The sequence below is a fragment of the Sphingomonas canaveralia genome (genome assembly GCF_047238125.1).
Classification (GTDB): Bacteria; Pseudomonadota; Alphaproteobacteria; order Sphingomonadales; family Sphingomonadaceae; genus JBDFMH01.
The window spans coordinates 203,122-222,562 of sequence record NZ_JBDFMH010000001.1; the positions used below are offsets into that span (position 1 = coordinate 203,122).

A 19,441-nucleotide genomic window follows, 5' to 3' on the forward strand; every position below is an offset into this window, starting at 1 on the left:
ATATCCAGTATGGCGGAGGCGGCTCGCAGTATCACATGAACCGGCGCCGTCGTTGCACGCACGTCTTGGCGGATCGCGATTTTTGGAAGCAGTCAGGCCGGTGCGCTCGACGGAGGCCAATGATCGCCTTCGGACGAAATCCCACTGTAAAGCAGGGGGGACACCAAGTCGAATCTATTGCTGCAAATGGCGTTCTACGGCACAGGGTGTCGCAGGGAAGGAGCGTGTCCCCGCGATCTATCACCTTGGTAGCGGTGGTTATTTCGCGGTGCTCGCAAGCCTATCTGCTGGCAAGGATATTTTAACATCATGGCTAGGACCATTAACGCTGATCAGGTCTTCGCCCAGACCGCGATCGCGACGCTACCAACACCTTGGTCGATCGCCTTCCTGCCGACCGGTCAGCTGCTGGCCAGCGAGTCGCCGACACCGTCCACCAGTTTGCTGCCGACCGGTACGGGTAATATCCGCTTGGTCACGACCGAGGGCGTGGTTTCGGCGGCAATCGCCGGCCTGCCTGAGAATTACGGCGTCCTCGATATCGAGCTCGATCCCAACTTCGCTACCAACCATGTCATCTATTTCAGCTTCCTGGAGCGGGATCCCAATGCACCGCGGATCGGACGCAACGCCGCCGATCTGCGCGTCGACCCTGCCGGCATCGCCGTGGCGCGGGCGGTGCTGGACCTCACGGACGCTGCGGCGCCGGTGCTGTCATCATCGGACGTGATCTGGCGGCAGACCAAGGTCGTCAGCTTCACCGCCACTGGCGAACCCGGTGGCCGCATCGCATTCTCGCCGGACGGGCACCTGTTCATTACCGCTGGCGACCGGCAGGAGTTCGAGCCGGTCCAGGATCTCGGCAATACGCTCGGCAAGATCATCCGCATCAATCCGGACGGCTCGATCCCGGCTGACAATCCCTATGTGGGGGTCGAAGGCGCGAAACCCGAGATCTGGTCTCTGGGGCATCGCAACCCTTATGGCCTGGTGTTCGGCGACGACGGCGTGCTCTGGGAAAACGAGATGGGCCCTCGTGGGGGCGATGAACTGAATGTCGTCGTTCGCGGCGAAAATTATGGCTGGCCGAATGTTTCCTATGGCGATCATTATGATGGGGGCGCGATCCCCAAGCCGGCCCCGGGCGACGGTTTCGAGGGATCGGCCTATTGGTGGACGCCAGTAATCGCGCCCTCGGGCATGAACTTCTACGACGGCGACGCCTTTTCGGACTGGGATGGCGATCTGATCATTTCCGGCCTCCAATCGAGGGGGCTGGTGATCGTCGACGTCGACGGCACATCGGCTAGCGAGGTCGGACGCATCTCGCTCGGTGCGCGGACGCGCGATGTCGTGCAGGGTCCGGATGGTTCGCTATGGGTGATCTACGATCAGCCCGATGGCCGACTGGTCAGGCTGTCACCTTTGCAAGTCGCCGATACACGAATCCCGGGCGACCTGACGGGGCAAGGGGGTGCCGACATCATCTGGCGTAACGTCGACGGCACGGTGACCGCGTGGACCGCGAACGGCGCCGGCTTCACTGACGCTCCTGTCTTCGCCCGCCAGGTCGAAGCAGGCTGGACGTTCGCCGCGACCGGCGATTTCAACGGCAATGGCAAGGCAGATATTCTGTGGCGCCGCGACGATGGTACGGTCACGACATGGCTCTCATCGGGCAGGGGCTTCGACGACAATGATGGTGCCATCTTCCGGAAGGTCGGCGCGGACTGGAATATCGCGGGCACCGGCGACTTCAATGGCGATGGCCGCACCGATATCCTCTGGCGCAACATAAACGGCTCCATAACGGACTGGCTGTCGACCGGCGTCGGTTTTGCCGACAACGGCGCCGCCGGCCGCAGCGCTCCGCTGTCACTGCATGTCTCGGGGGTCGGTGATTTTAACGGCGACGGCAAGGACGACATTCTCTGGCGCGGCGACGATGGCGCGGTAAAGGCGTGGCTTTCGAATGGCACCGGCTTTGCCGACGCAGCGAGCTTTACAGACGCCATGGGCCCGGCCTGGCACGTCGCCGGGACGGCCGATTTCAACGGTGACGGCAGGGACGATATCCTCTGGCGTAACGACGACGGCACGGTGAAGACCTGGCTATCGGCCGGCGGCAGCTTTGTTTCCACCGGCGGATTTTCGGCGGCAGTCGACATCGGCTGGCGCGTCGTCGGCACCGGTGACTATAATACCGATGGCCGCGCCGACATATTGTGGCGCAACGCGGCGGGAACGGTGACCAGCTGGCTGTCGGATGGCCTGGGCTTCATTGACAATCCCGCCTTTTCGCGCACCGTCGATGCCAGCTGGGCGGTCGCCCAGCCCACGGTGTCGTCACAGCGCAGCCTGTTCGCTGCGGCGGATTTCAATGGCGACGGCAAGGACGATCTGCTGTGGCGCAATGCTGACGGCACTGTGACCGACTGGCTATCCGAAAACGGCGGCTTTGCGGACAATCCGCTCGTATCGCGTGGCATTTTCGCGGCGTGGACGATTGCGGGAACCGGGGATTTCAACGGGGACGGTCGGCACGACATCCTGTGGCGCCATGCCGATGGCACGCTGACCGACTGGCTTTCCAATGGAGCGGCGTTCAGCGACAACGCCGCCGCCACGCGCGTGGTGCCGATCGAGTGGCGGGTCCAGGGCATCGGCGATTTCAACGGCGACGGCCGCGACGACATTCTGTGGCGCCATGCCGACGGCACTGTAACCGACTGGTTTTCGAATGGCGCCGGGTTCACCGATAATCCGGCGCTGTCGCGTGTGATCGATGCGGGTTGGAACGTCGCGGGAGTCGGTGATTTCAACGGCGACGGCAAGGATGACATCCTCTGGCGGAGCAACGAAGGAACCGTCACAAATTGGTTGGCCGACGGCACCGGTTTCACCGACAATGCGGCACTGGCGCGAACCGTGTCAGCCGATTGGCATATCGCCGGGATCGGCGACTTCAACGGTGACGGCCGAGACGACATCCTGTGGCGCAACGATGACGGCACCGTGACCGACTGGCTTTCCACTGGCACGGGTTTTGCCGACAACAGCGCCTTCGCCCGCGTCGTATCCACCGACTGGCAGATCGCGGGCACCGGCGATTACGACGGCGACGGCAGGGACGATATCCTTTGGCGCAACGATAACGGCACCCTGATCGACTGGCTTTCGAACGGGACGAGTTTCGTGGACAATCTGGCCTCGCGCGAAGCCGTGACGCTGGATTGGACGGTGCAGCACGAAACCGTTTTCGGGCTGGTCTAGCTCGGCGCTTCCGCGGGCGGTCGCGCACCGTGCCGGCAGTGGACAGTCCGCGCGTGGAGGCCATAAGCAGGCCCATGATCAGGATCCTGCTGCTGACCGCGCTGATCGCCGCGCCCGTGTCTGCCTTGCCCGCGCCGATCGACAGCGTCGATCCGATGATCGGCACGGGCGGCGAGGGCCATGTCTTCCCCGGCGCTACCGCGCCGTTCGGAATGGTGCAGCTGTCGCCGGACACCGATACGCGCTGCCAGATCCGCGCCTGTTACGCGCATGCGGCCGGCTATCGGTATGAGGATCCGACGATCCAGGGTTTCAGCCACACCCATTTCTCGGGTTCTGGCCATTCGGATCTGGGCGATGTGCTGGTGATGCCGCAGGCGGGCAACGCAATCGCGATGGATCCGGGCGATCCCGCGCAGCCGGGGTCAGGCTATCGATCGCGCTTCGACCACGCCACCGAGAGCGCGAAGCCCGGCTATTATGCGGTGACGCTGAATGACAGCGGGGTGCGCGCGGAGCTGACCGCAGGCGCGCGCGTGGGCGTGCATCGCTATCGCTTTCCCGCGGGCAAGGCAGCGCACCTGCTGATCGACCTGCGATCCTCGCTCTACGACTATCCCGGCAAGACGCTGTGGTCCGGCCTGCACCTCCGCCCGGACGGCATGGTCACCGGATTCCGTGAGACGCGCGGCTGGGCGCCGGGGCGCAAGCTTTACTTCGCGATGCGTTTCTCTCGCCCGCTGACCGGCCATGCCTTTGTCGATCGAGACGAAGCGGTACCCTACAAGGGCTTCCAGGGGCCGGGGCGCGGCAGCGATGCGGTGGCCGAGAAGCTGGGCCGCGCGCTGGAGGCACGGTTGGATTTCGGCGTGCTGGATCGGCCGCTGGAAGTCACAGTCGCGCTGTCGGGCGTCGACGAGGCGGGGGCGATCGCGAACCTGCACGCGGAGGCGGGCGGGTTCGATACGGTGCGCGCCGCCACCAGCGCCGCCTGGGCGCAGGCGCTGGGCGCAGTCGAGATCGAGGCACCAACGGCGCTGCGCACCAGCCTCTACACCGCGCTCTATCATGCGCTGCTCGCGCCGAGCATCTGGAGCGATGTCGATGGGCGCTATCGCGGGCCGGACGATCAGGTGCACGAGGCCAAGGGCTTCACCGTCCGATCGACCTTTTCGTTGTGGGATACGTTCCGCGCCGAACATCCGCTGCTGACCCTGGTGCAGCCGGAACGCACGACCGCTGACATCGTGAACTCGCTGATCGCCAGCCGGCAGCACAGCCCGCACGGCATCCTTCCCGTCTGGCAGTTCGCAGGGCGCGAGACCTGGACGATGATCGGCTATCATGCGGTGCCGGTGATCGCCGATGCCTATCTGAAGGGGCTGCGCGGGTTCGATGCCGATGCCGCGCTCGATGCGATGGTCGCCAGCGCCACCTATGTCCCCTATGGCGGGCTCGGCGACTATATGGCGCGCGGCTATGTGCCGATCGATCGCGAGCCGGAGGCGGCATCGAAGACGGTCGAATATGCCTATGACGACTGGACGATCGCGCGGATGGCGCGCGCCATGGGCCGCACCGCCATCGCCGACCAGTTCGAGAAGCGCGCCGGCAACTGGCGCAACAGCTTCGACGCAAGGACCGGCTGGCTGCGCGCGCGCAAGAGCGATGGCAGTTTCCGCACGCCGTTCGATCCGACCGCGATCAACTATGGATCAGACTATACCGAGGGCAATGCCTGGCAATATAGCTGGTTCGTGCCGCAGGATCAGGCCGGGCTGTTCCGCCTGCTCGGCGGCGATGCCAAGGCGATCGCCAAGCTCGATGCGATGTTCGATTATGACATGTCGGGCATCGATTACAGCCATGCCGAGGACATCGCCGGGCTGATCGGCCAGTATATCCACGGCAACGAGCCCAGCCACCATGTCGCCTATCTCTACAATTTCGCCGGCGCGCCGTGGCGCACGCAGGAACGGCTGACCCAGATCGTGGACAGCCAGTACAAGCCGACGCCCGATGGACTGTCGGGCAATGACGATCTCGGCCAGATGTCCGCCTGGCTGATCTTCACGGCGCTCGGTTTCTATCCGGTGGCGCCGGGCAGCAACGAATATGTGATCGGGCGACCGTTCGTGGATCGCGCGGTGCTGAACCTGGCAGGCGGCCGGCGCTTTGCGATCGTGACGGAAGGGCTCTCCCCTGCGAACCGCTATGTCGGGCGCGTGCTGCTGAACGGGCAGCCGCTGACGCGCAGCTATCTGACCGACGCCGAGATCCGCGCCGGCGGCGAGCTGCGCTTCACGATGCAGGCGATCCCGAACAAGGCGTGGGGGCGGGGGAAAACGGCGCGGCCGTTCTCGATGTCGGTACGGGGGAGGTAGCGGGTTCGTGGCGGGGTGTCTGCTATTGGTGGAAAGCGGACCGGCAGCGCTGGTACAAAAAAACTTTCAGTTGGCGGCTGGACCGAGCGCGTAAAGGGTTCTGAACGCAGCTAGCGCAGCCGGTTGATAAATCGCGTCATGCCGCTCGTCGGCGAACCGTACGACAGTCCGATTTGGAAGGCCCCTGAAAGCTGCCTCGATGCGTGTCTCGGCCTCCTGCGCTGGCGTCGGGCCATTTGCGCCAGCGATTAGATTGCCTTCGAAAGCCACGAATACCCGACGGTCGTTACTGCCAGGTCGTCCAGCCAGCGCGCGGCTGACCGATTGCCTATTCCACCAGACAATCGGACTTACTGCGATGTAATCGTTAAAAGCCGCGGGGGTATTGGCTAGCGTGTCTAGTACGAACAGCCCCGCCATTGACTCTCCGATGAGTGCCCAACGATCATTGGTTGAATATCGCGCGCTGACCCACGGCTTGACCTCCTCTGCGAGGAAGCGCCGATAGTTGTCGGCACCCCCCGGCTTTTTTGTAAACCGAAGGTCGGCGGGGTCGTCGGTCTTGGGACTTAAGTCGTGCCGTCGATCGACCCCCTCCACGCCGATCACGATTAACTCCCGCCCGCGACCATATGCAGAAGTGATCTGGGCCAATCCGACGATGTGCAAGAAATCTTCCGTTACTCCACCATCCAATAATACCAGCACTGGATAGCGCGTATTCGCTTTGCCGTAGCTCGACGGCAGCCACACGTTTAGTCGCCGCGCATCGCCAAGAATCTTCGACTTGATCGTATACGACTGGCCGACCACGATAGGTGCGCCCTGTTGCGCTGGCGCTGCAGCCCGCTCTATTGGTAGTTGGCCGCCTGCGCTGGGCGCAGCGCAAATCATTAGCAGGGCTTGCCCAACGAGGACGTATTTTCCCGGCGATTTGCGCACGCGCTTTCTCCATAAAACGAGTGGCGCAGTGCTGGCCCCAGCTCGCCAACTCAGCACCGCCTTATCGACGATTGCGTGCCGTAGCCAACGGTTGATTTTGGGCGTTTGCGGACGTCGGGATCGGGAGGTCACAGATGTCCGCTGTTGGTGGAAAGCGGACGCAAGCGTCAGCGTCTCAATCGTCTGACCTTTCGAACCTGCCGCCGACCGGCGACGAAGAGTCGCCACGCCCAGATGCTGAACAAGGCGGCAGTTGGAACGGCTGCTATGCCCACAAGCCAATAGCGGATGCTGGCTGGAGGATCAAAATACCAAAGCGGCGGCAGGATGATGATCAATGGACCGATCGGGACAATCGAGGAAAGCGAGTGCGTGCTAGGCCAGCCTTGATCGCCGATGTCCTTATCGATCCAAGCAATGAACCGCCGCCAACGTGTCATGTATCCACCTCGGCGCCGGACCTAGCACGCCTACCGGGCCTGCGCGACGAATGTCCGCAAGTGGGCGTAAGCGGACATTGGGATCGGGCAAAGTTTCGTAGGTCCGATGCCGGTGGTTGACGGCTCGTCGGGTCTGGATGGCTTGGGACTGAAAGCTGACCCTCGACCGCTAACCATTCCAGTAGAGCGAGACCATCTTTGTGGTGGCGTAGAGGATGGCAATGCCAACCACCAACGAGATCAGCGCCGTGATGGCGACTGCCACAATAGTTTTCTGACGGATCGGATTGGGCACTTTGCATTTCGAGCACCCGCCAGTCTGGCGCGATGGTGGAGGGAGACCGACATCACCTTTGCCAGGGTTGGACGAGAAATGGCGTTCGAACTTATCGGGAACTGAGCGGAATCGATCAGCGTCCGCTGGCGTTTGTCCACGATCATGAGCGACATTGGGCCATAAGCCAGAGTATTTCTTATTGAGATCAATCCAGAGTGCTGCTCTCGGATCATGATCGAATATGATAGCATCGACCGGGCATCGTTCGATGCAGCAGCCGCATTCAGTACATTGTCCAAGATTGATAACGAGCATGTTCTCGCCTTCATAGAAGGCGTCGACGGGGCAGACCTCAACACAGGCCATATACTTACATTTGATGCACGCATCCGTGATCACAGCCGGCATATCTATCTGCCCAACCATCGCTTCCTGAGGGTTGCACCGTGAGCTGGCGACTGCTTTTGGGCAAGCGAGATCGGTGCCTGCATGGCGCCATCCGGCTCGCAGCATGCAGGTGATGTCTGGGCATCGGTCGTCTGCAGGCGCCGGCCATTCCCTCCTCGCGCTTCCCGAAAGCAGTGAAAGCAGCGGTTGTGCGAGGGTTCGGCTTGCATCCGGCCCTTCGCTGACTTGCCGACCGTGGCAGGGCGGCCGTCACCGTCGGGTCGGCGCAGGACACCAATCTATTCAGGATGAGAAAGAGCTACTCGACACTAACTGATCTGGCATGCTGTAGGACAGACCTTTTACCGTTCTGACCTGCTCGGCAGGAAGTTTCGCGTGGCCGCGCGCACCCTCGGTTCCAGACCGTCGCGATATGCACCTCGCCATGCACCGGGCACGCGCCAGCGGACCGCATCCGTCGCGCGGTTCGTGCGTTGGCGGGGGCGGATGACCATTCTCGTTCCCGTCCTTGGCGATCAGCTTTCGCATGGCCTGGCGTCGCTGCGCGATGTCGCGCGAGCAGATGCGGTGGTGCTGATGATGGAGGTGGCGGAGGAGACGGTCTATGTCCGCCACCACAAGCGCAAGATCGCGCTGATCCTGGCGGCGATGCGGCACTTCGCGGACGAACTGCGCGCCGATGGCTGGACGGTCGATTTTGTCCGGCTGGACGATCCGGCGAACAGCGGCAGCTTCACCGGCGAGGTGGGTCGCGCCGTGAAGCGGCACGGCGCGACCGCGATCCGCATCGTCGAGCCCGGCGAATGGCGCGTGAAGACCGCGATCGATAGCTGGGCGAAGCGGTTCGGCCTGCCCGTAGACGTGCTGGCCGACGACCGGTTCGTCTGCGGTATCCTGGAATTCCAGACCTGGGCGCAGGGGCGGCGCGATCTGGTGATGGAGTATTTCTATCATGAGATGCGCCGCAAGACCGGGCTGCTGATGACAGAGGACGGCCAGCCCGAAGGCGGCCAGTGGAATCTGGACAAGGAGAACCGCGCGCCGCCCAAGCGCGGGCTGAACTATCCCGAACCGATGCATTTCACCCCCGACGAGACCACGCGCGAGGTGCTGGATCTGGTGGCGGATCGGTTCGCCGATCATTTCGGCCGGCTGGAAGAGTTCGCCCTGCCGGTCACGGCCGCGCAGGCGCGGCGTGCGCTGGGCCATTTCATCCGCACCGCGCTGCCCGATTTCGGCACCTATCAGGACGCGATGGTGACCGGGCAGGACTGGCTCTACCATAGCTGGCTCAGCCCGGCGCTGAATCTGGGGCTGCTGACGCCGATCGAGATCTGCGAGGCCGCCGCCGCCGCCTATGCGAGGGGCGAGGCGCCGCTGAACGCGACCGAAGGCTTCATTCGCCAGATCATCGGGTGGCGTGAATATGTGCGCGGCTATTACTGGCTGGAAATGCCCGACGTGGCCGGCGCCAACGCGCTGGGCGCGCAGCGGCCGCTGCCCGAGTTCTACTGGACCGGCGAGACTGACATGCTGTGCCTGGCCGAAGCGGTGCGCAACACCCGCGACAATGGCTATGCACATCATATCCAGCGGCTGATGGTGCTCGGCAATTTCGCGATGCTGGCCGGCGTGCGGCCGCAGGACGTGGCCGACTGGTTCCTGGTCGTTTATGCCGATGCCTATGAATGGGTGGAACTGCCCAACGTGATCGGGATGAGCCAGCATGCCGATGGCGGCCGGCTGGCGACCAAACCCTATGCCGGCGGTGGCGCCTATATCGATCGCATGTCCGATCATTGCGGGCGCTGCCGCTATGATGTGAAGCAGAAGACCGGGCCGGATGCATGCCCGTTCAATGCGCTCTACTGGGATTTCCTGGCGCGGCACGAGCGGCGCTTCCGCGGCAACCGGCGGATGATGAACATGTATGCCAATTGGAACCGGATGAAGCCCGAGATCCGCGACGCCTATCGCGCCAGCGCAGCCACATTCCTGGATACGCTGGAGCCTGCCGCACCCGGCTGGGCGCGCTGATACCCTTGCTCAGCCCCGGTTCAGGCGCGGTGTGCCAGCGTCTCTGGCCGTTCGAACGAGGAGTCGTATCATGCGTGGCATCGCCTTCCTGCTGGGTCTTTCGCTGGCGACGGCGGCATCGGCCGCGACACCGCAGGAGCGGCTGGATCGCGCGCTGGCCGGTCGTGTCGCGGGCGAACCGGTCGATTGCCTGAACCTGCGCGACATCCGATCGAGCCGGATCATCGACGGTATCGGCATCCTCTATCAAACGACCGGCGGCACATACTATCTCAACCGGCCGGACAATGGCGCGCGGTCGCTGCGCAGCACCGACGTGCAGCTGACCGATACCCGCACCTCGCAACTGTGCAGCATCGATGTGGTGCGGCTGCTGGATAGCACGTCGCGGATCCCGACCGGCTTCGTCGGGCTTGGCAAGTTCATTCCCTATCCGCGCGCCAGGACGGCCACGGCCGACTGATCAGGGCAGACGCGCGATCATGACCCGGACTCTCGAGGCCGGGCTGCCGGCGATCTGAAGATTGTAGCGGCCGGGCTCGAGCCGGAAATCGACCAGCTTGCGAATACCGGAGCAGGCCGGGCCATGGCCGTGTGCGATGGAGGCGACCGGCTTGCCCGCACGAACCATGTCGATCCAGGCGGGGCCGGCCAGCGCCACACGGTAGACGGCGGCGCGCTTCACGTCGATCTGCGCGATCCCGCCCGAGGTGCCGGCATCGCCCGGCTTTCCCGGCATGGCTGCGAAGCGGAGCTTGGCGCTCGGGTGCAGGGCCAGGTCGACAGCCCTGCCCGGAGCCAGCTGCGGGGCGCCGGCGGGCTGGGTGCCGGCGGTCTGCGCGACCGGTTTCGGCCATCCCGCGAACTCCGGCGGGGGCGGCGCCGGCGTCGCGGGGCAGGGCGCGGGATCCGCCGCCAAGGCCGGCGGGGCGGACACCAGCATCATCATCAGGACAAGATTGCGCACCCGCACCGCCGGTCTCCTTCGCTCTATATCGCTGGATATACAGCGCGGCCAAATGCCGGCAAGCATGACGAAAGCGGTTGGCGGCGGCGCGCGCGCCACTATCATCGGTCCGGCGGCTCTGCGCCGCGGGAGCGGATATGCGCGCACTGATCCTGATCGCCTGCCTGGCGCTGTCAACCGATGCGGTGGCCGCGCCGCAGCTTGAGATGGTGCCCGGCCACGGCCAGGCGACAGCGAAGCTGGTGCCGCTGCCGGTGCATGTCGGCGGGCGGGCGCTGGCGACGCGCGGCGATCGCGGATCGACCAGCTGGCTGCAGGGCTGGCCCGGCGGCTATTACGAGGCAGCCTATACCGGCAGCGATGTCGTGCTGCGCTTCGCCGACGACTGGAACGAATATCGGCTGACGATCGATGGCGCGGCGCCGATCCCGATCCTGCGCCCGGGCAAGGCGGAAGCAAGGATCACCGGCATCGCCGCAGGGCCCCACCGGTTGCGGCTGGAACGCGTGACCGAGGGAGCGCCGGGCACCTTCGGCGGCTTCTTCGTCGATCGCGATGCGAAGCCCGGCACGGTCGCGCCACGCGCGCGGCAGATCGAGTTTATCGGCGACAGTTCGATGACCGGCTATGGCAGCCGATCCCCCAAGCGGCAGTGCACGCCGCTAGAAGTCGATCGGTTGAGCGACACGCAGAACGCCTATCCGGCGCTGGTCGCCAAGCATTTCGATGCCGATTACCGGGTGAATGCGAAGTCCGGCATCGGCCTGATCCGCAGCTATGGCGGCGCCACCGACCGTACGATGACGGCGATGTATCCGCGCACCGTGCGCGATAACGACGTGCGCACCGCCGATCCGAAATGGAAGCCGCAGCTGGTTGTGATCCGGCTGGTCGCGGACTTCACCGGATCGATCGGGCCCAACGAGAAGTGGCGCGATTTCGGCGCGCTCGGCCGCGACTATATCGCGGCGATGGGGAGCTTCGCCGAGCAGATCGCGCGTCGTTACCCGCGCACGTCGATCGCGATCTGGTGGCTCGATTTCAGCGGCGTGCAGCAGCCCGGCTTCTGGCGAATGATGGCGGACGGGCAGGCGCAGATCCGCGCACGCGCGCTGGCGGCGGGGGCGCGGCAGGTGGAATTCCCGGTGGAAAGCAATGCCGGGCTGAGCTTCAGCGCCTGCCACAATCATATGAGCGTCGCCGATCACCGGCTGATGACCCAGCGGATGATCGATTTCATCGCTGGGCATCCCGGCCTGCTGCCGATGGCGGGAGCACGCTGATCGCGATGGGGCGGGGCTTGCTGGCGGAAGCCGATGCGCTGGCGGTGGCAGGCGACGGGGCGGCGGCGGCCGCGCTGCTGGCCCGCGCGCTCGATCGCGGCGGGCTGGATGCGGAGGGGCTGCGCCGGATCGGCGACCGGCTCCATCGGCTGGGCGATGGCCCGCGTGGTGCGCGGGCGCATCTCGCGGCAGTCGCTGCCTCGGTCAACGAGCCCGATCTGCTGGCGGCGGCCGATGCGCTGAACGCGGAACGGCTGGCCGAGGCCGAGCGCGCGCTGAAGGACCGGCTGAAGCGGCACCCGACCGATATCGCCGCGATCCGGATGCTGGCCGAACTGGCGACGCGGCTCGGCCGCTATGGCGACGCTGAAAAGCTGCTGCTGCGCGCGCTGGAGTTGGCGCCCGGCTTCCTGCCCGCGCGCCACAATCTGGCGGTGATCCTCTATCGCCAGACGCGATCGGCCGAGGCACTGGACGAAGTGACGCGGCTGCTGGCGGCGGATCCGCGCCACCCGGCCTATCGCAACCTGAAAGCGGCGATCCTGGTGCGGATCGGCGATTATGACGAAGCGGTGGAGATCTACCGCGCGGTGCTGGCCGATTTCCCCGCGCAGCCCAAGGTATGGATGAGCCTGGCCCACGCGCTTAAGACGGTGGGCGACACCGCCGGCAGCATCGCGGCCTATCGCCACAGCATCGATCAGCAGCCGACGCTGGGCGAAAGCTGGTGGAGCCTGGCCAACCTGAAGACCTTTCGCTTCGACGATGCCGAAGTTGCGGCGATGGCGCGAATGCTGGCGGGTGCGCTGGAGGATGAGGATCGTTTCCATTTCCACTTCGCGCTGGGCAAGGCGCTGGAGGACCGCGGCGACCATGCCGGCGCATTCGGCCATTATGATGCCGGCAACCGGCTGCGCCGGGCGGCGATCGATTATGATGCGCAGGATCTGACCGATCAGCGCGTGCGGGCGAACGCACTGTTCACGCCCGCCTTCTTCGCCGCGCGGCCGGGGGGCGATGCTGCGCCCGATCCGATCTTCATCGTCGGCATGCCGCGATCGGGATCGACGCTGGTCGAGCAGATCTTGTCCAGTCATCCGCTGGTCGAGGGCACGATGGAGCTGCCCGATCTGCCGACGATCGCGCGGCGGCTGGCGGGCCGCAAGCGGCGCACCGAAGGCAGTGCCTATCCCGAAATCCTGGCCGACCTGACCGCGGAAGAGCGCGCCGCGTTAGGGCGCGAGTATCTCGATCTCACCCGGATCCAGCGCAAGACCGACCGGCCCTATTTCATCGACAAGCTGCCCAATAACTTCGCGCATGCCGGGCTGATCCAGCTGATCCTGCCCAACGCCACCATCATCGATACCCGCCGCCATCCGCTGGGCTGCTGTTTTTCGTGCTTCAAGCAGCATTTCGCGCGTGGGCAGGCATTCAGCTACGACCTGACCGAGCTTGGCCGCTACTACGCCGATTATGTCGGGCTGATGGACGTGATCGATCGGGCGCTGCCGGGGCGCGTCCACCGCGTGTTCTACGAACGGATGGTGGCTGATACCGAAGGCGAGGTGCGACGGCTGCTCGATCATGCCGGGCTGCCGTTTGACGCCGCCTGCCTGGCGTTCCACGAAACGCAGCGCGCGATCCGGACGCCGAGTGCCGAACAGGTGCGCCAGCCGATCTTCACCGACGGGCTGGATCAATGGCGCGCCTTCGATCCGTGGCTTGCACCGCTGAAGGATGCGCTGGGCCCGGTGCTGGACGCTTACCCGGCTGCGCCGCGATGATGTCGAAATGTGTCCGCGGCACCACATACCGGAACGATTGTGCGGTGCATCAGCGATCATATTGACACTGCATCGGGCCCGTAACAGCCTCTCGCCACTGGGGCATTTCGGGGGAAAAGCCATGCAATGTCGACGCGACTCCAAGAGCCTCTCGCGACTGACGGCGGCGCTTCTGGCAGGCAGCGCACTGATCCCGGCGCAGGCGATCGCGCAGTCAGTGGCGGAAGCCGATACCGGCGGGGTCGAGGAGATCATCGTCACTGCCAGCAAGCGCGAGGAAAATCTGCAGAAGGTGCCGATCTCGGTCGTCGCGCTGAGCACCGAGACGCTGGACAATCTCGCGGTGCAGGATTTCGACGATTATGCCCGCTACCTGCCGTCGCTGTCGTACCAGACGCTGGGGCCGGGTTTCTCGAACGTGTATTTCCGCGGCGTGGCCAGCGGCGAGAACGCCAATCATTCGGCACAGCTGCCTTCGGTCGGTACCTATCTCGACGAACAGCCGATTACCACGATCCAGGGCGCGCTCGACATTCATGTCTATGACGTCGCGCGGATCGAGGCGCTGGCCGGGCCGCAGGGTACGCTCTACGGCGCATCCAGCCAGGCTGGCACGGTGCGGATCATCACCAACAAGCCCGATACCGCATCGACCTATGGATCAATCGATCTCGAGATAAATTCGGTCACGCATGGCGGGCAGGGCGGTGTCGCCGAAGGCTTCATCAACCTGCCGCTGTCGCAGAATGCCGCGATCCGCGTCGTCGGCTGGTACGATCGCGACGCCGGCTATATCGACAATGTGCCCGGCACGCGCGTCTTCCCGACGCTGGGGCCAGACGGCGACGGAGACGGCAATCTCGACGACATTCCCGGCACCAACACCGTCACCAACGCCGCCTTCGTCGAGAAGGACTATAACGACGTCGAGACTTATGGCGGCCGCGCCGCGCTCAGGATCGAGCTGGATGACGACTGGACGGTCACGCCCACGGTGATGGGCCAGATCCAGAAGGCGGACGGATCCTTCGCCTATGAACTGGCGCGCAACCGGCTGGAAACGGTGCAATACAATCCCGAAGGCAGCGAGGATCGGTGGATCCAGGCGGCGCTGACGGTGGAAGGCAAGATCGGCAGCTTCGACGTCACCTATGCCGGCGCCTATCTAAAGCGGAAGACCGAGACGCAGAGCGACTATTCGGACTATGCCTATTATTACGACGCGCTATTCGGTTACGGCGCCTATTATGTCGACAATGCCGGCAACCCGCTGTCGAACCAGCGCGTGGCGGGACGTGATCGCTATACCAAGCAGAGCCACGAGCTGCGGCTGAGCTGGCAGGGCGGGCCGGCTCGTTTCGTCGGCGGCTTCTTCTATCAGCGCCAGACCCACAATATCGAGCAGAATTACGTGATCGACGGCTTCGCCGATGCGCTGTCCTTCTCGGGCGCCGGCACCAACGGGCTGGGCGTGGATTATGCCGACATCGGCAAGCCGGACAATATCTGGCTGACCAAGCAATATCGCGTCGATCGCGACTATGCGGCATTCGGTGAATTGACCGTCGACATCACCGACAAGCTCAGCGCGATCATGGGCGCGCGCGTCTATAAATACGACAATTCACTGGTCGGCTTCTTCGGCTATGCGGAAGGCTTCAGCGGGTCGACCGGCATCGCGGGCTGCTTTGCGGGCCCGGTGGTCAAGGGCAGCCCCTGCACCAATCTGGACAAGCGGGTGAAGGACACCGACTTCATCCACAAATTGAACCTGACCTACAAGTTCACCGACGACGCGCTGATCTATGCGACGACATCGCGCGGGTTCCGCCCGGGTGGCATCAACCGCCGCGGCACGCTGCCGCCCTACGCCGCCGATTTCATCGACAATTACGAGATCGGCTGGAAGACCAGCCTGCTCGATCGGCGGCTGCGCTGGAACGGCGCGGTCTATCTGCTCGACTGGACCGACATCCAGTTCTCCTACCTCGGCGCGAACGGGCTCACCGAGATCCGCAATGCCGGCGATGCGCGGATCAAGGGCGTTGAAACCGAGTTCGTGGCGGTGCCCGTCGATGGGCTCACGCTGACGCTGTCCGGCGCTTATAACGATGCCAAGCTGCGCACCAATTATTGCCGTGTGGCCGACCCGAGCTTCACCTGCACCGATCCGCCGGGCAATTTCATCCAGGCCATGCGCGGCACCCGCCTGCCGATCACGGCCAAGTTCAAGGGCAATGCGCAGGCCCGCTACGAATGGCCGCTCAGCGAGGCGATCGAGGCGAGCCTGCAGGGCACGCTGGTCTATCAAAGCAATACCTTCCTCGATCTTCGCGATGTCGAGCGTGCGATCCTGGGGCGCCAGCCGGGCTATGCCACCGCCGATTTCTCGGCCGGGTTGAAATGGGACAATGGCCTGTCGGCTGAGCTTTATGTTCGCAACGCGTTCGACAAGCTGGGCAACGTGTTCCGCGGCACGCAATGCGCGGTGCAGACCTGCGGTGACGTGATCTACGCCTATCCGAACCAGCCGCGCACGATCGGGCTGAAGCTGGGCAAACGGTTCTGACGACCCCCGCGCCGGTCCTTCGCCCGTTCGGTGTGTGGACCGCCGCCGCCCTGGTCGTCGGCGGGATGATCGGCGCAGGGATCTTCGTCCAGCCCGCCGAGCTCGCTCCCTATGGCTGGACGGCGGTGGCGGGGTGGGCGGTCGCGATCCCGGGCGCGCTGCTGCTGGCCTTCGTCCTGTCGCGGCTGGCGGTGGCGCGGCCCGCCGCTACCGGCGCTGTCGCCGTCGTGGGCGAGGCGCTGGGCCCGCTCGCCGGGCTGCTTGTCGGGTGGAGCTACTGGATCGGGATCTGTTCGGCCAACGCGATCATCGCGCTGACGGCGGTGCGCTACGGCGCCACCTTCGTGCCCGCACTGATTTCCACCCCGCTTGCGACCGCGCTGGGCGCCACCACACTGATCTGGGCGCTGACCGCGCTCAACCTGGGCGGGGCGCGCGGGGCCGGGCGCTTCCAGGTCTTCACTACCTTGCTCAAGCTGCTGCCGCTGATCGCGGTGGTGCTGATCCTCGCCGGGCTTGCCGCCACCGATCCCGGCCGCTTTTCCGCAAACCCGCACCCGCCGTTCGTGGCTGGCGATCTTACCACCGCCCTGACGCTCTGCTTCTTCCCGCTGGTCGGATTCGAGGCAGCGTCGCTCGCGGCGGAGCGCGTCCGCGATCCGGCGCGCAACATCCTGCGCGCGACATTGTGGGGCACCGCCTTCACCGGGCTGCTCTATGTGGTGATCAGCAACGGTGTCGGCTTCGCGTTGCCGCAGGATGTAGTCGCCAGATCGAGCGCCCCGATTGCGCTGTTCGTGGAAACCTTCTGGGGCCGGGGCGCCGGCTATGTGATCGCCGCCTTTGCCGCGATCGCGGCGATCGGCTGCCTCAACGGCTGGGTGCTCATGCAGGGCGAAGTGCCGCTCGGCATGGCGCGCAGTGGCCTGATGCCGGCCGCCTTCGCGCGCACCAGCGGCCGCGACGTGCCGACGCTGGCGATCCTGCTGTCGAGCGGCTTCGCCAGCCTGCTGGCGTTGTCGGGCGCAGTGCCGGGGCTGACCGGGGCGCTGACCTTCATGCTGCAGCTGACGACCGCGGCGACGGTGTGGCTCTATGCGGGTGCGTGCCTCGCGGCGATCGTGCTGCGGGTGGTGCCGGGCGTATCGCTGGTCGGGCTCGTCTTCTCGGGCTGGGTGCTGTGGGGATCGGGCATGCGCCCGCTGCTGCTCAGCATCGCGCTGATGCTGACCGCGATCCCGCTCTACTGGTTGCGACCGAGGCGGGTGGGGCAGCCGGTCTAGCTCCTTCACGTCATCCCGGCGAAAGCCGGGATCCAGGATCGCAGGCCTGCTGCCCGTGGCTCTGGATCCCGGCTTTCGCCGGGATGACGGCGGGGAATGTCAGCCGAACAGGCGCCCGACGACGCTGCGATCGCGCAGGATCTCGTGCGCGGCATTGTGCCCGGGCGCACCCGTCACCCCACCGCCGGGATGCGTGCCCGATCCGCACATGTAGAGCCCCTTGATCGGCCCACGATAATCGCCGTGGCCGAGCACCGGTCGCGCCGCCCAGAGCTGATCCAGCCCCATATTGCCGTGGAAGATGTCGCCGCCGATCAGCCCGAACTTGCGTTCCAGATCAAGCGGCGAATGGATCTGGCGCGCGATGATGCTGGCCTTGAAGTTCGGCGCATGGTCGTTGACGGTATCGATGATCAGATCCGCCACTGCCTCGCGGTGCGTGTCCCAATCCACCTTCGGGTCGAACTGCTGGCAGAACAGGCTGGCGATGTGCTGGCCGGGCGGGGCCAGACTGTCATCGACCGTGGTCGGCAGCTTCATCTCGACGATCGGCTTGCGCGACCAGCCATGCTGCTGCGCATCGATGAAGGCCTGGTCCATATAATCCATGCCGGGCGCGATGATGATGCCCGCGGTATGGTGCTCGGCCTTGTCGCGGCCGGGGAGCACGGTGAAATCGGGCAGCTCGGAAAGCGCCACGTTCATCCGGAACGTGCCCGATCCGGTCTTGTAGCTGTCGATCCTGCGCTTGAAATCGGCCGGTAGATCGGACGGATCAACCATACGGCGATAGAGCAGCGCCGGGCCGACATTGGCGGCAACGATGCCCGCCGCGATCTCCTCGCCACTTTCCAGCCGCACGCCAGCGGCCTTGCCGCCATCGGTCAGCAGTTTTGCGACCGGCGCATCCAGGCTGATCTCGACGCCGGCATCCTCGCACGCCTTCGCCATCGCCTGGGTGATCGCGCCCATGCCGCCGACCGAATGTCCCCAAGCGCCATATTTACCGTTCACCTCGCCGAACACATGGTGCAGCAGCACATAGGCCGATCCGGGCGTGGAGACGCCGGCATAGTTGCCGACCACCGCATCGAACGCGAAGGCCGACTTCACATGATCGTCCTCGAACCAGCCGTCGAGGAAATCGCGGGCGGATTTGGTGAACACGTCGAGCAGATCGCGCTGTGCCTCGATCCCCATCTTCGCCAGCGGCCAGCCCTGCGACGCGCCGGAGAGCAGCGCGCGGATGCCGCCGCCGACATTGGGCGGGGATTTCAGCGCAAGATCGCGCAGCACCTGAGCGACCTTCTCCAGCGCCGCATCATAGGCGGGATAGGTGTCGGCATCCTTCTGCGAAAAGCGTGCGAATTCCGCCTGGGTGCGCGCAGTGCCGCCGCCAAGCTTCAGATAGGTGTCGGGGAAGGGGAAGAAGTTGCTGATCGTGCGCTCGATGATGCGGAAGCCGCGATCGTGCAGCTTCATGTCGGCGATCACCTTGGGGCGCAGCAGGCTGACTGTGTAGCTGGCGGTGGAATTGCGGAAACCGGGATGGAATTCCTCGGTGACGGCGGCGCCGCCGACGACATGGCGCCGCTCCAGCACGCGCACCTTGAGGCCCGCGCGGGCGAGATAGAAGGCGCAGACGAGGCCGTTGTGCCCGCCGCCGATGATGATCGCGTCGTAGTTCTTCATAGATCCTCCCCGACACGGGGAGGGGGACCGCGCCGCGCAGCGGCGTGGTGGAGGGGGATTTCCCCGGCCACTCCGCTTGCCGCGCGCCCCCTCCACCGC

Annotated in this window: 11 protein-coding genes and 1 pseudogene; 8 read left to right on the top strand and 4 right to left on the bottom strand. The window is 65.0% G+C overall.

Translation table 11 applies throughout. The features are described 5' to 3' along the window. The first annotated feature begins 309 nt into the window (after positions 1 to 309). Both ABC347_RS01030 and ABC347_RS01035 read left to right on the top strand, forming a co-directional pair. Positions 310 to 3,273, top strand: coding sequence for a PQQ-dependent sugar dehydrogenase (locus ABC347_RS01030; protein ID WP_413243932.1), 2,964 nt, complete (start codon positions 310 to 312; stop codon positions 3,271 to 3,273). Positions 3,274 to 3,347: 74 nt separating this feature from the next. Then, a complete protein-coding gene (locus tag ABC347_RS01035) occupies positions 3,348 to 5,657 on the top strand; it encodes a GH92 family glycosyl hydrolase (RefSeq protein ID WP_413243933.1) in 2,310 nt (769 codons plus the stop codon). Positions 5,658 to 5,723: 66 nt separating this feature from the next. Here the strand turns inward: ABC347_RS01035 and ABC347_RS01040 are convergent, their stop codons facing one another. Together ABC347_RS01040 and ABC347_RS01045 are read right to left on the bottom strand one after the other, a co-directional pair. Further along, positions 5,724 to 6,599, bottom strand: coding sequence for an alpha/beta hydrolase (locus ABC347_RS01040; protein ID WP_413243934.1), 876 nt, complete (start codon positions 6,597 to 6,599; stop codon positions 5,724 to 5,726). A gap of 786 nt (positions 6,600 to 7,385) precedes the next feature. Next, positions 7,386 to 7,724: pseudogene (locus ABC347_RS01045) on the bottom strand (DUF3470 domain-containing protein); the annotation flags it as partial. A 486-nt stretch (positions 7,725 to 8,210) separates the two neighbouring features. On the opposite strand from ABC347_RS01045, the gene ABC347_RS01050 reads away from it, so the two are divergent. Together ABC347_RS01050 and ABC347_RS01055 are read left to right on the top strand one after the other, a co-directional pair. Beyond that, on the top strand, positions 8,211 to 9,761 hold the full coding sequence (locus ABC347_RS01050; protein ID WP_413243935.1) for a cryptochrome/photolyase family protein: 1,551 nt from the start codon (positions 8,211 to 8,213) through the stop codon (positions 9,759 to 9,761). Between the two features lie 70 nt (positions 9,762 to 9,831). Further along, positions 9,832 to 10,224 carry a hypothetical protein gene (locus tag ABC347_RS01055; protein ID WP_413243936.1) on the top strand — a complete coding sequence of 131 codons (393 nt, stop codon included), beginning with the start codon at positions 9,832 to 9,834 and terminating at the stop codon, positions 10,222 to 10,224. Here ABC347_RS01055 and ABC347_RS01060 read toward each other — a convergent pair whose 3' ends face one another. After that, complete coding sequence (locus ABC347_RS01060) at positions 10,225 to 10,728, bottom strand: homogentisate 1,2-dioxygenase (protein ID WP_413243937.1); 504 nt, start codon at positions 10,726 to 10,728, stop codon at positions 10,225 to 10,227. A 137-nt stretch (positions 10,729 to 10,865) separates the two neighbouring features. On the opposite strand from ABC347_RS01060, the gene ABC347_RS01065 reads away from it, so the two are divergent. The 4 genes from ABC347_RS01065 to ABC347_RS01080 all read left to right on the top strand — a co-directional run bounded on the left by ABC347_RS01065 (position 10,866) and on the right by ABC347_RS01080 (position 17,650). Then, positions 10,866 to 12,011, top strand: coding sequence for an SGNH/GDSL hydrolase family protein (locus ABC347_RS01065; protein ID WP_413243938.1), 1,146 nt, complete (start codon positions 10,866 to 10,868; stop codon positions 12,009 to 12,011). Positions 12,012 to 12,016: 5 nt separating this feature from the next. Beyond that, positions 12,017 to 13,798, top strand: coding sequence for a tetratricopeptide repeat-containing sulfotransferase family protein (locus ABC347_RS01070; RefSeq protein ID WP_413243939.1), 1,782 nt, complete (start codon positions 12,017 to 12,019; stop codon positions 13,796 to 13,798). A 121-nt stretch (positions 13,799 to 13,919) separates the two neighbouring features. After that, positions 13,920 to 16,367 (top strand): TonB-dependent receptor, encoded by a 2,448-nt coding sequence (locus ABC347_RS01075; RefSeq protein WP_413243940.1) that lies wholly within the window; start codon positions 13,920 to 13,922, stop codon positions 16,365 to 16,367. A 32-nt stretch (positions 16,368 to 16,399) separates the two neighbouring features. Further along, positions 16,400 to 17,650, top strand: a complete 1,251-nt coding sequence (locus tag ABC347_RS01080) for an APC family permease (protein WP_413243941.1) — start codon at positions 16,400 to 16,402, stop codon at positions 17,648 to 17,650. Positions 17,651 to 17,749: 99 nt separating this feature from the next. On the opposite strand, the gene ABC347_RS01085 is transcribed toward ABC347_RS01080, so the two are convergent. Beyond that, a complete protein-coding gene (locus ABC347_RS01085; RefSeq protein WP_413243942.1) occupies positions 17,750 to 19,342 on the bottom strand; it encodes a phytoene desaturase family protein in 1,593 nt (530 codons plus the stop codon). Positions 19,343 to 19,441 lie beyond the last annotated feature (99 nt).

Bases quoted from the DNA above. Each gene is read 5' to 3' on its own strand.
- ABC347_RS01070 (WP_413243939.1), top strand. From the start codon at position 12,017: ATGGGGCGGGGCTTGCTGGCGGAAGCCGATGCGCTGGCGGTGGCAGGC.
- ABC347_RS01055 (WP_413243936.1), top strand. From the start codon at position 9,832: ATGCGTGGCATCGCCTTCCTGCTGGGTCTTTCGCTGGCGACGGCGGCA.
- ABC347_RS01065 (WP_413243938.1), top strand. From the start codon at position 10,866: ATGCGCGCACTGATCCTGATCGCCTGCCTGGCGCTGTCAACCGATGCG.
- ABC347_RS01035 (WP_413243933.1), top strand. From the start codon at position 3,348: ATGATCAGGATCCTGCTGCTGACCGCGCTGATCGCCGCGCCCGTGTCT.
- ABC347_RS01085 (WP_413243942.1), bottom strand. From the start codon at position 19,342: ATGAAGAACTACGACGCGATCATCATCGGCGGCGGGCACAACGGCCTC.
- ABC347_RS01030 (WP_413243932.1), top strand. From the start codon at position 310: ATGGCTAGGACCATTAACGCTGATCAGGTCTTCGCCCAGACCGCGATC.
- ABC347_RS01075 (WP_413243940.1), top strand. From the start codon at position 13,920: ATGCAATGTCGACGCGACTCCAAGAGCCTCTCGCGACTGACGGCGGCG.
- ABC347_RS01050 (WP_413243935.1), top strand. From the start codon at position 8,211: ATGACCATTCTCGTTCCCGTCCTTGGCGATCAGCTTTCGCATGGCCTG.